The 11,373-nt window shown below is 74.9% G+C and carries 9 protein-coding genes; 5 read left to right on the top strand and 4 right to left on the bottom strand.

Annotated elements, in window-relative coordinates; genetic code table 11:
• Positions 1 to 122: 122 nt before the first annotated feature.
• Positions 123 to 866 carry an SseB family protein gene (locus AB0442_RS27880; RefSeq protein WP_366166206.1) on the bottom strand — a complete coding sequence of 248 codons (744 nt, stop codon included), beginning with the start codon at positions 864 to 866 and terminating at the stop codon, positions 123 to 125.
• Positions 867 to 960: 94 nt separating this feature from the next.
• Here AB0442_RS27880 and AB0442_RS27875 point away from each other — a divergent pair, with 94 nt between their 5' ends.
• Entirely contained in the window at positions 961 to 1,917 is a 957-nt protein-coding gene (locus tag AB0442_RS27875; RefSeq protein ID WP_366166204.1) for a serine hydrolase, read from the top strand.
• A gap of 47 nt (positions 1,918 to 1,964) precedes the next feature.
• On the top strand, positions 1,965 to 3,161 hold the full coding sequence (locus AB0442_RS27870; RefSeq protein ID WP_366166211.1) for an amino acid deaminase/aldolase: 1,197 nt from the start codon (positions 1,965 to 1,967) through the stop codon (positions 3,159 to 3,161).
• A gap of 30 nt (positions 3,162 to 3,191) precedes the next feature.
• On the opposite strand, the gene AB0442_RS27865 is transcribed toward AB0442_RS27870, so the two are convergent.
• A complete protein-coding gene (locus tag AB0442_RS27865) occupies positions 3,192 to 4,220 on the bottom strand; it encodes a DUF2510 domain-containing protein (RefSeq protein WP_366166203.1) in 1,029 nt (342 codons plus the stop codon).
• Positions 4,221 to 4,293: 73 nt separating this feature from the next.
• Positions 4,294 to 4,953: an SDR family oxidoreductase gene (locus tag AB0442_RS27860; protein ID WP_366166201.1), complete on the bottom strand. Its 660-nt coding sequence runs from the start codon at positions 4,951 to 4,953 to the stop codon at positions 4,294 to 4,296.
• Positions 4,954 to 5,091: 138 nt separating this feature from the next.
• Here AB0442_RS27860 and AB0442_RS27855 point away from each other — a divergent pair, with 138 nt between their 5' ends.
• From AB0442_RS27855 to AB0442_RS27845, 3 genes are all read left to right on the top strand, one after another.
• Positions 5,092 to 5,820 carry a gamma-glutamyl-gamma-aminobutyrate hydrolase family protein gene (locus AB0442_RS27855; protein ID WP_366166199.1) on the top strand — a complete coding sequence of 243 codons (729 nt, stop codon included), beginning with the start codon at positions 5,092 to 5,094 and terminating at the stop codon, positions 5,818 to 5,820.
• 174 nt (positions 5,821 to 5,994) lie between these two features.
• Positions 5,995 to 7,113, top strand: a complete 1,119-nt coding sequence (locus tag AB0442_RS27850) for a cation diffusion facilitator family transporter (RefSeq protein WP_366166197.1) — start codon at positions 5,995 to 5,997, stop codon at positions 7,111 to 7,113.
• Between the two features lie 57 nt (positions 7,114 to 7,170).
• Positions 7,171 to 8,082 (top strand): 5'-3' exonuclease, encoded by a 912-nt coding sequence (locus AB0442_RS27845; protein WP_366166209.1) that lies wholly within the window; start codon positions 7,171 to 7,173, stop codon positions 8,080 to 8,082.
• Positions 8,083 to 8,154: 72 nt separating this feature from the next.
• Here the strand turns inward: AB0442_RS27845 and AB0442_RS27840 are convergent, their stop codons facing one another.
• Positions 8,155 to 10,998, bottom strand: a complete 2,844-nt coding sequence (locus tag AB0442_RS27840) for a DEAD/DEAH box helicase (RefSeq protein ID WP_366166195.1) — start codon at positions 10,996 to 10,998, stop codon at positions 8,155 to 8,157.
• Positions 10,999 to 11,373 lie beyond the last annotated feature (375 nt).

Genomic DNA, 11,373 nt, shown 5'->3' with positions numbered 1-11,373 from the left:
GTTTTTCGTGTCGGTGCGTCGGGGGGGGGGGCGGCCGCGGGCGCGCGCTGCGGCCGCCCCGCCCCCTCCCCCCCGCCGCCCCCCCCCCCCCGCGCCCCTGTGGTTCGCGCTGTGGATCCGCCCTACTCCGCCGCGGAGTAGAACGGCTCCTCGGGGAGGTCGGTGCGGAGCACGGCGAGCTGGAGGCCGCGGTCCAGGCGGACCCGGAGGATGGCGTCCCCGGCGAGACCCGCGACCAGCCGGTCTACGGCTGCCCGCAGCTCCTCCTCGCCCGCCCCCGCCGCGGGCACCAGCGCGAGGACCGCGTCCGCGTCGCCGTCCGGCCGCAGGTACCCGCGGGCCACCGCCGGCTCCGCCGCGAGCAGGTCCCGCAGCGCCCCGCGCACGTCCGGGTCGGCGGCCGGCCGGACGTACCGCCGGTTCTCCGCGACGGCCCGCAGCCGTGCCCCGTGCAGCAGGTAGGTGACCGGCCCCGCCGGGTCGAGCAGCAGGGTGTCGGCGCGCTCCGAGAAGGCGACCATCGCGGCCTGCGGTGCGGCGACCGGCGCCGGCCGGGCGTCGGCGCGCCAGCGGGCCATGGTCTCCAGCGAGGTGAAGGCCGGCAGGGCGCGCCGCCCGTCGGCGGCCTCGATCACGGGGACGGCCATGTCGCTGGTCTTCTCGTGCTTGAGCCCGTTCGCGTCGGTCTCGACCTCGCCCAGCAGGGCCACGATCGGCACCATCAGCCGGCTCGGGGTGAGGGCCTCGAGGAGCTCGGGCTCCTGCGACGGGTCCTGCGCCCAGGCGTCGAGGGCCCGGACGAGGCGGGGGTCGGCGGTGCCGTCGTCGTCGGCGAAACCGGGGTTCGGAATGTTCTTGCGCTCCACCCGTCGAGGGTATGCCACCCACATCTCCGGCTTCTCAGACGGTGCTCACTCCGGCCTCACCCGAGCCCGAGGAGCCCCGCCCAGGATCGCCGGCATGACCTCAGCCCGACGGACCCGCACCGCGGCCCGCAGGCGCCGCCGCCGACAGCGCCGCGGCGCCCTCCTGGTCCTCCTCGCCCTCGCCGCGACCGGGGTGTGGCTGCACCGGGAGCGCTCGGACGGGGGCACGGTGCCGGTGGCGGCGGCCACGGCCTCGGCGGCCCCCGCGCTCGACCCGGACGCGGAGCTCGCCGCCGCGCTGCAGGACGACGGCGGCCACCTGGCGGTCGCCGTGCTGGACACCGCGTCCGGCGCGAGCGCCGCGTACGGGACGGACCGGTTCGTCACCGCCGGCATCGTCAAGGTCGACATCCTGGCGGCCCTGCTGTGGCGGACCGGCGGGATGCTGACCGACGACCAGCGCTCCGCGGCCGCACTGATGATCGAGAACAGCGACAACGACGCGACCACCGACCTGTTCGGCCGGATCGGCGGGGACGAGGGGCTGGACGCCGCCAACGCCGCGTTCGGCCTCACCGGGACGACGGCCGGCACCGACGGCTACTGGGGCCTGACCACCACCACGGCCGAGGACCAGCTGCGGCTGCTGCGGCTGGTGTTCGGCACCGACGGCGTGCTGGGCGATGGGTCCCGGGCGTACCTGCGGAAGCTGATGGGGCTGATAGCCGCCGACCAGCGCTGGGGCGTCTCGGCCGCGGACGACGACCGCGCGGTGCACCTCAAGAACGGCTGGCTGCCGCGGACGGCGGAAGGGGCCTGGGTGGTCAACAGCATCGGCCGGGTGGTGCACGACGGGCGCGAGCTGCTGGTGGCGGTGCTGACCGACGGCTCGGACACCGAGGAGGAGGGCATCGCCCTGGTGGAGTCGGTGGCCGCCGCGGCCGCCGACAGCCTGACCTCCGCCACGCCGTCCGCGACGGTCTCCCCCACCGCGTCCCCGGCCGCGTCCGGAGCGGCCGCCTCCCCGGTCGCCGCCTCTACCCAGCGGTAGCCACCGTGTGGGACGCTGCCGCCATGGCCACCGACCTCGCCCCCGCCGTGTCCGGCGCCGTCTCGGACCGCTCCCGGTACGACCGGGCCACCGCGCACCTCGACGCGCCGTTCGCGATCGTCGACCTGGCCGCGTTCGACGCCAACGCGGCCGACCTGGTGCGCCGGGCCGGCGGCAAGCCGGTCCGGGTGGCGAGCAAGTCGGTGCGCTGCCGCGCCCTGCTGGAGCGGGTGCTGGCCACCGAGGGCTTCGCCGGGATCATGAGCTTCACCCTGGCCGAGTCGATCTGGCTGGCCCGCCAGGGCTTCACCGACGTCCTGCTCGCCTACCCGTCGGCCGACCGGGCCGGCTTCGGCGAGCTCACCGACGATCCCGAGCTCGCCGGGGCGATCACCGTCCTGCTGGACGACCCCTCGCAGCTGGACCTGATCGACTCCTCCCGCGGGGGCCCGGAGACCGTCCGGGTCTGCCTGGAGCTGGACACCTCGCTGGAACTGTTGGGCGGACGGGTCCGCTTCGGCGCCCGGCGCTCGCCGCTGCGCACCCCCGAGGCCCTGGGCGCCTTCGCCGAGCTGGTGCAGAACCGGCCGGGCTTCGAGGTGGTCGGCCTGATGGCCTACGAGGGCCACATCGCCGGCGTCGGCGACCGGGTCGCCGGCCGGCCGCTGCGCTCGCAGCTGGTGCGGATGATGCAGACCCGGGCCCGGGCGGAGCTGGCCGAGCGGCGGGCCGCGGTGGTGCAGCGGCTGCGGCAGGTCGCGGAGCTGGAGTTCGTGAACGGCGGCGGCACCGGCAGCGTGGAGTCGACGGTGGCCGAATCGGCCGTCACCGAGGTCGCGGCGGGGTCGGGCCTGTACCAGCCCCGGCTGTTCGACAACTACGCGTCGTTCCGGGGGCGGCCCGCGGCGCTGTTCGCCCAGCCGGTGGTCCGCCGGCCCGGGGTGGGCGTGGTGACGGTGCTCGGCGGCGGCTACCCGGCCTCCGGTCCGGCCGGCGGTGACCGCTCCCCCGTGCCGTACCTGCCGGAGGGCCTGCGCTACGACCCGCAGGAGGGCGCGGGCGAGGTGCAGACGCCGCTGCTCGGCGCGGCCGCCGACGACCTGCTGATCGGCGACCGGGTGTGGTTCCGGCACGCCAAGGCCGGCGAGCTCTGCGAGCGCTTCGCGGAACTCCACCTGATGGAGGGCGACCGGGTGGTGGAGACGGTGCCGACCTACCGCGGCGAGGGGCGCACCTTCCTCTGAGGCGCGCCCCGCCGGGTGGTCGGGGATCCGTCAGGTGCCGCCGGGGCCGGTCGCCTTCGCGGCGGCGATGCCCTTGACGATGGTGTCCATCTGGGCGAGGTCGGGCGCCTTGTCGGCGATGTCGAAGCCGAGGTGGACGGCGACCAGGCTGCCCGCCTTCGCGCCGGGGAAGACCACCGTCTCCACGTAGCCGTCGTTGCCCTGCGGGGCGTCGACCTTCCAGCGGACGAGGTAGCCGCTGCGCCCGGCGACGGTGACCGCCTCCGACTTCAGCTCCTGGTGGGACTTCACGTCGCCGTAGGCCTCCTTGGCCGCGACGGCGATGTCGGTGAGGGCGGCCTGCTTGGCGTCGCTGCCCTCGACGGTGCCGGTGGAGGCGCCACCGAGCGAGCAGGTGCCCTCGCCGTCGGGGCAGGTGTACGAGCCGATGGAGAGCGCGGCATGGCCGTCGGGGGTGGTGGCGCCCTGCCAGCCGGAGGGCACCGGCAGACTGATGCCGTTCACCACGTCGACGGCGGTCGTGGCGTTCCGGCCGCCGCGGCCGAGGCCGTTTCCGCCGCCCTGGCCGTCGCCCCGGCCACCGCCCTGGTCGCCGTTCTGACCGGGGAGGCCGGGGAAACCGAAGCCGTCCGAGCCGTTGCCGCCGAGGCGGTGGCGGCCGTCGAAGGGGCGGGCCGCCGACGCCCGGGCGCCGTCGTCGTCCATGGCCAGGTAGGTGATGCCGGAGCCGACCGCGAGGCCGGCCACCGCGGCCACGGCCGCCGCCACGACCACCGGGCGCGAGGGGCGCCGGCGGGGCTTCGGCGGAGCGGGGACGGCCGTCGGCATCTCCGGGTAGCGCACCGTCGGCCCGTCGTCCAGGACACGGCCCTCGATCACGGTGGGCCCGTCGCCGTCCGCGGCCGCCCCGGGGGCCTCGGCACCGGGTGCGGGCGTCTCGCCACCGGGTGCGGGACGGGTGGTCGCCGTCCAGCCCTTGCCGTCCCAGTAGCGCTCGGGCCGGGGGTCGCTGGTGTCCTTCGGATCCGGGTACCACCCGGCGGGAATCTGCTCGCTCACGCCATCGAATCTAAGGGCGGGCGGATAAGCGCCATATCAGCAGGAGGGCCGAAACGCCCTGTTCGCGATGAGATTACGGTGAGAATCGGACCAGGCTGCCGTTGACCCCGGCGGAGTCGTCGCTCGCGAGCCAGGCCGCCGCGGCGGCGAGCCGTTCCGCGTCGCCGCCGCCGAGCGCGTTGAAGCGGATGCCCTCCGGCCCGAAGGCGTCCGCGAGCTCCCGGGTGAGCGCACCGACCCCGGCCGCGGCGACCGCGGCGGCCAGCCCGCCCTCGGCCGCCGGACCGGCCAGGTTGACCACCGAGCCGTGCCCGTGCCGCCGCAGGTAGGGCAGGGCGGCCCGGCAGCAGAAGAAGACGGCGGTCAGCCGGGTGCCCTGGACGACCCGCCAGGTGTCCGGCGGCACCTCCAGCGCCGGGCCGTCGGCGGGCGGCGCGCCGCACGGGCCGTTCACCACCGCGTCCACCCCGCCGAGGGTCTCGTACGCCTCGTCGAAGAGCGCCTCCACCATGTACTCGTCCAGCGGGTCGGTGTGCACGAACAGGCCGCCCACCGAGCGGGCCACCGACTGCCCCGCCTTCTCGTCCGGGTCCGCGCACACCACCCGGGCGCCCTCCGCGGCGAGCCGCCGGGCCACCGCGGCCCCGGCCTCCCCCGCGAAGCCGCTCACCCCGGTCACCACCGCGACCCGGCCGGCCAACCTCCGGGGTACCCCCGGTTCCGCTCCCGCCATCGGGCACCTCCGCCACTCGCCGAGCACGTTCCGACACGACACGGTTACCGTACGTCGTACCGCCGACGGCGGCGGTGTGGCGCGTGCCGCACTGCCCGATCGCGCCACGGCGGCCCGTGAGGAGGCAGAATGCCCGCCATGACTCCTCGGCCCGTGATCGGCATCAGCACCTCCGTCCTCGACGCGGCCTGGGGCCGCTGGGACAGCATCCGCACCGTCCTGCTGGCCGAGCGCTACCCGTCCGTGGTGCAGGCAGCCGGCGGGCTCGCCGTGCTGCTGCCGCCGGACGCGGCCGAACACGCCGCCGACGCCGTCGCCCGGATCGACGCACTGGTGATCGCCGGCGGCGCCGACATCGACCCCGCCCGCTACGGCGCCGCCCGCCACCCCGAGACCGACGGCGGCGAGCCCGAGCGGGACGTCTGGGAGTCCGCGCTGCTGCGCGCCGCGCTCGCCGCCGAGCTGCCCGTGCTCGGGATCTGCCGCGGCATGCAGCTGCTCAACGTGGTCCGCGGCGGCACCCTGCTGCAGCACCTGCCGGACGTGGTCGGCCACCACGGCCACATCGGCGCACCCGGCACCTACGGGCGCCACGCGGTGCGGCCGGTGCCCGACACCCTGCTCGGCGAGCTGCTGCCGGACCCCTCGGTGGACGTCCCCACCTACCACCACCAGGCGGTCGACCGCCTCGGCCAGGGGCTGTCGGTGTCCGCATGGGCCGAGGACGGCACGGTCGAGGCGATCGAGGGCGCCGGGTTCACCCTCGGCGTCCAGTGGCACCCCGAGCAGGGCGACGACCTGCGGCTGATGACCGCCCTGGTGCGGACCGCGGCCGAGGTGCGCGCCCAGGCCGCCGTCACCGCCTGACCCGCGCCCGGCCCGGCCGCGCGGGGGATCGCGGCGCCGTCGCCCGAACGGCCCTGCGCGGCAACGACAACGGTCACCAGTGCAGGCTTTGGATCTTCGTCCGTTCTGGGGTTCACTTCGGGTGCGGGCGCCTTCCGCCGCCCGCACGGGCAGCACGGGCACGAGAGGACTCCGATGGCCGGCGAGCACCACGAGCACGACCGCGGCGCGCACGGGACGGCCCTGCACGAACACGGCGACCACGACCGCGCGGCGGACGGGCACGGCGCCCACGACGGGCACGGGCACGGCGGGAAGGGCCACGCGCACGGCCACGGGGTGTCCGCCGACGCCGACCGCCGCTGGCTGGTCTCCGCCCTGGTGCTGATCACCGTCTTCATGGCGGGCGAGGTCGTGGTCGGCCTGGCGGCCTCCTCGCTGGCGCTGATCTCGGACGCCGCGCACATGCTGACCGACGCGGCCTCGATCGCGCTCGCCCTGGTCGCCATGCGGCTGGCCGCCCGGCCCGCCCGCGGCGGCTACACCTACGGCCTGAAGCGGGCCGAGATCCTCTCCGCCCAGGCGAACGGCGTCACCCTGCTGGTGCTCTCCGCCTGGCTCGGCTACGAGGCGGTCACCCGGCTGATCGACCCGCCGCAGGTGCACGGCTCGCTGGTGCTGTACACCGCACTGGTCGGGATCGTGGTCAACCTCGCGGCCACCTGGTGCATGTCCCGGGCCAACCGCAGCTCGCTCAACGTCGAGGGCGCCTTCCAGCACGTGCTCACCGACCTCTACGCCTTCATCGCGACCGCGATCGCCGGTCTCGTGGTGATGCTCACCGGGTTCGTCCGGGCGGACGCGATCGCCTCGCTGGTGGTGGTGGGGCTGATGCTGCGGGCCGGCACCGGGCTCGTCCGCGACTCCGCCCGGATCTTCCTGGAGGCCGCCCCGGCCGGCGTCGACCCGGACACGGTGGCGGACCGGCTGGTCGCGGTGCCGCTGGTCGAGGAGATCCACGACCTGCACATCTGGGAGATCACCTCCGGCGAGCCGGCACTGTCCGCGCACATCCTGGTCGCCCCCGGCGGGGACTGCCACGCCGTCCGCCGCGAGCTGCAGCGCCGGGTCCGCGACGAGTACGGGATCGCCCACGCCACCCTCCAGGTCGACCACGTCGGCGAGGAGGGACCGCAGGAGCTGCTGCAGATCGGCCGTTCGGCGGAGGCCGACGGGCAGGCCGCGGCCGACGGGCAGGAGCACTGCGCGGACGCGCACGGCCCCGTGCACCGCAGCGGTCCGCACCGGCACTGACGGCCCCGGCCGTCGGACGGGTACGGCATGATGCGGAGGGTGACCGCACCGCGCCTGATGCTGCTCGACACGGCGAGCCTCTACTTCCGTGCCTACTTCGGTGTCCCGGAGTCCCTGAAGTCCCCCGGGGGCGAGCCGGTGAACGCCGTCCGCGGGCTGCTCGACTTCATCGCCCGCCTCGTCCAGGACCACCGGCCGGACCAGCTGGTCGCCTGCATGGACGCCGACTGGCGCCCGCAGTGGCGGGTCGACCTCGTCCCCACCTACAAGACGCACCGGCTGGCCGCCGAGCCCTCGGTCGAGGGCGAGGAGGAGATCCCCGACACGCTCTCCCCGCAGGTGCCGGTGATCGAGCAGGTGCTCGACGCCCTCGGCATCGCCCGGGTCGGCGCCCCCGGCTACGAGGCCGACGACGTCATCGGCACCCTCGCCACCCGCGCCGCGGGGCCGGTGGAGATCGTCACCGGCGACCGCGACCTCTTCCAGCTGGTCGACGACGCCCGCGGCGTCACCGTGCTCTACCCGGTCAAGGGCGTCGGCTCGGCCGAACGCGTCGACGACGCCCACCTGCTGGAGAAGTACGGCGTCGACGGGGCCGCGTACGCGGACATGGCCGCGCTGCGCGGCGACGCCAGCGACGGCCTGCCCGGGGTCAAGGGGATCGGCGAGAAGACCGCCGCCCAGCTGATCCGGAGCTACGGCGACCTGGCCGGGGTGCGCGCCGCGGCCGCCGACCCGACCTCCAAGCTCACCCCCGCCCGGCGGAGGAACCTCCTGGAGGGCGCCGCCTACCTCGACGTGGCGCCCACGGTCGTCCGGGTCGCCACCGACGTGCCGCTGCCCGCCTTCGACCCGGCCCTGCCCGCCGAGCCCCTCGACCCGATGGCCCTGGAGGCGCTCGCCGAACGCTGGGGCCTCGGCGGCTCGCTCGAACGCGTCGTCGCGGTGCTGGCGGACGCCGCGTCCTGATGCGGCTGCGGAGCGGTGCCGCCGGGCGCGCGGGGACCGCCCCGCACATCCGGCGGCACCGCCGGTGGACCGCTAGCCGACCGAGGAGTAGGCGATGATGCCGCGGCGGAGGGAGTCGACCGCCTTGCGGGCGGTGCTCCGCAGGTCGGTGTCCTCGCCGGCGGCGTCCTGGATCTGGCCGAGGACGTCGATCAGCTGCTTCGTCCAACGGACGAAGTCGCCGGCCGGCAGCTCGGCGTCGCGCAGGACGGCGTCCAGGTTGTGGCCGAGCGCCCAGCGCCAGGCGACCCAGGCGAAGCCGAGGTCGGGCTCGCGCTGGCCGACGCCCTCCGCGGTGGAGATCCGGTGCTGCTCCTCCAGGGCGTCGAGGTGGCCCCAGATCCGGATCATCTTGCCGAGCGCCTCCTTGGCGGCGCCCTCCGGGACGCGCGGGGCGACGGCGTCGTCGGACTGCCGGGCCTCGTACACCAGCGCCGAGGCGCAGGCCGCGAGCTCGGCGGCGGACAGGCCCTTCCACACGCCCTCGCGGATGCACTCCGAGGCGAGCAGGTCGAGTTCGCCGTAGAGCCGGCCGAGCCGCTTGCCGTCGTCGGTGACGGTGTCGCCCTGGAGGTAGCCGAGGTCGGCGAGCAGGCCGCAGACCCGGTCGAAGGTGCGCGCGATGGTGTGGGTGCGCGAGCGCATCCGCCGTTCCAGCAGCTCGGTGTCGCGGTGCAGCCGGTGGTAGCGCTCGGCCCAGCGGGCGTGGTCCTCGCGCTCGTCGCAGCCGTGACAGGGGTGCCGGCGCAGCTCGGTGCGGAGCCGGGTGATCTCCGGGTCGTCCGCGGCGGCGGCGCGGCCGCGGCGGTACCGCTCGGGTTCGAGGTGGCCGGCCTTGGTGCGCAGCGCGGAGGCGAGGTCCCGGCGGGACTGCGGGCTGCGCGGGTTGAAGGACTTCGGGATCCGCACGCGCTCGACGGCGGCGACCGGGTACGGGAAGTCGATCATGGCGAGGCGCTTGACCTGGCGCTCGGCGGTGAGCACCACCGGGCGGGGTCCGTCCTGGTAGTCGGGGTGCCGGGGGCCGCCGCGCCCGCCCCGGGCGACCGGCGGCAGGCCGGGGTCGAGGACGAGGGCGAGGCCGGCGAACTTGCCGGTGGGCACGTGGATGACGTCGCCGGGCTTGAGCTGTTCGAGGGCCTCGACGGCGGCGGCCCGGCGCTGGCTGGTGCCCTCGCGGGCCAGCTCGTTCTCACGGTCCTTCAGCTGTCGGCGCAGCGCCATGTACTCGTCGAAGTCGCCGAGGTGACAGGTCATCGACTCGCGGTAGCCCTCCAGGCCCTCCTCGTTGCGCTGGACCTGGCGGGCGATGCCGACCACCGAGCGGTCCGCCTGGAACTGGGCGAAGGAGGTCTCCAGCAGCTCGCGGGAGCGGTGCCGGCCGAACTGCCCGACCAGGTTGACCGCCATGTTGTACGAGGGGCGGAAGGAGGACCTGAGCGGGTAGGTGCGGGTGCCGGCGAGGCCGGCCAGCGCCTCCGGGTCGAGGCCGCGCTGCCAGAGCACCACGGCGTGGCCCTCGACGTCGATGCCGCGGCGGCCGGCCCGGCCGGTGAGCTGGGTGTACTCGCCGGGGGTGATGTCGGCGTGGGTCTCGCCGTTCCACTTGACGAGCTTCTCCATGACCACCGAGCGGGCGGGCATGTTGATGCCGAGGGCGAGGGTCTCGGTCGCGAAGACGGCCTTGACCAGGCCCTTCACGAAGAGCTCCTCGACGACCTCCTTGAAGCGCGGCAGCATGCCGGCGTGGTGGGCGGCGATGCCGCGCTCCAGGCCGTCCAGCCACTCGAAGTAGCCGAGGACGTGCAGGTCCTCGTCGGGGATGTCCTGGCAGCGCTGCTCGACGATCTCGCGGACCTGACGGCGCTCGCCGTCGCGGTTGAGTCTCAGGCCCGAGGAGAGGCACTGCTGGACGGCGGCCTCGCAGCCGGCCCGGCTGAAGATGAAGGTGATGGCGGGCAGCAGTCCCTCGGCGTCGAGGCGTTCGATGACGTCGATCCGGCCCGGGGTCCAGACCCGGCCGGGCCGGCCGGCGGGCATGGAGCGGCCGCGGCCCTTGGCGAAGCGGTCCCGGCCGCCGCGGTCCAGCTCGGAACGGGCGAGCCGGACGAGCTCGGGGTTGACCGCCTTGGCGGGGTTGCGCGGGGCGTCCTTGGGGCGGCCGTCGCGGTCCGGGTTGGCGAACAGGTCGTACATCCGGTTGCCCGCCATGACGTGCTGCCACAGCGGCACGGGGCGGTGCTCGGAGACGATCACCCTGGTGCCGCCGCGCACGGTGTCCAGCCAGTCTCCGAACTCCTCGGCGTTGGAGACGGTGGCGGAGAGCGAGGCCAGCACCACGGACTCGGGGAGGTGGATGATGACCTCCTCCCAGACGGCGCCGCGGAAGCGGTCGGCCAGGTAGTGCACCTCGTCCATCACCACGTAGCCGAGGCCGTTGAGGGAGCTGGAGCCCGCGTAGAGCATGTTGCGGAGCACCTCGGTGGTCATGACGACCACCGGCGCGTCGCCGTTGACGCTGTTGTCACCGGTGAGCAGGCCGACCTTGTCGGCGCCGTAGCGCTTGACCAGGTCGCCGAACTTCTGGTTGGAGAGCGCCTTGATCGGCGTGGTGTAGAAGCACTTGCGGCCGCTCGCCAGGGCCAGGTGGACGGCGAACTCGCCGACGATGGTCTTGCCGGATCCGGTCGGCGCGGCGACCAGGACGCCCTCGCCGGCCTCCAGGGCCCGGCAGGCCTCGATCTGGAAGGGGTCGAGCGGGAAGTCGTAGAGCTGCTGGAAGCCGTACAGCGCGGTGGCCTGTTCGGCGGCGCGGCGGCGGGAGGCCGCGTAGGCCTCGGCGGGACTGAGCTGCTCCTCGGGCAGGGGGGCGTTCATCGGCGTCACCTTCTCTTCCCGTGGGAGTGCTGCCCGTGCGGGCCGGACGGGTGCGCAGACGGCGACGCCTGCGGCTGCGGGGCCGTCCGGACTGTCCGTCCGGCCGGGGCGCAGCTGGTGTGGTGGGTGTGATCGAGCATCTCGCCCAGAGGTTACCCGGCGTGGCCGACATCGATAGCACCCTTTTCCGGGTCCCTCGCGGACCGCCGCGGCGGGTGGTCACGGGGTGCGGTCGGGCCGCTGCGACGGGTCGCAGATGTGTTCGAAGGCGAGCCCCGGACTGGCAGTTCAATCACATCCTTAGTTGCAAATGTCTTCAAGTCGTCGCCGAATCGACGTCAAATGACCGCCGATCACTCATCCGCGATCGATTCC

The sequence above is a fragment of the Kitasatospora sp. NPDC085895 genome (assembly GCF_040702125.1).
Classification (GTDB): domain Bacteria; phylum Actinomycetota; class Actinomycetes; order Streptomycetales; family Streptomycetaceae; genus Kitasatospora; species Kitasatospora arboriphila.
The sequence above is the reverse complement of the archived record's forward strand: the minus strand, read 5'-3'. Positions and strand labels throughout refer to the sequence as shown.

Bases quoted from the DNA above. Each gene is read 5' to 3' on its own strand.
- AB0442_RS27875 (WP_366166204.1), top strand. From the start codon at position 961: ATGACCTCAGCCCGACGGACCCGCACCGCGGCCCGCAGGCGCCGCCGC.
- AB0442_RS27860 (WP_366166201.1), bottom strand. From the start codon at position 4,953: ATGGCGGGAGCGGAACCGGGGGTACCCCGGAGGTTGGCCGGCCGGGTC.
- AB0442_RS27855 (WP_366166199.1), top strand. From the start codon at position 5,092: ATGACTCCTCGGCCCGTGATCGGCATCAGCACCTCCGTCCTCGACGCG.
- AB0442_RS27850 (WP_366166197.1), top strand. From the start codon at position 5,995: ATGGCCGGCGAGCACCACGAGCACGACCGCGGCGCGCACGGGACGGCC.
- AB0442_RS27845 (WP_366166209.1), top strand. From the start codon at position 7,171: ATGCTGCTCGACACGGCGAGCCTCTACTTCCGTGCCTACTTCGGTGTC.
- AB0442_RS27840 (WP_366166195.1), bottom strand. From the start codon at position 10,998: ATGAACGCCCCCCTGCCCGAGGAGCAGCTCAGTCCCGCCGAGGCCTAC.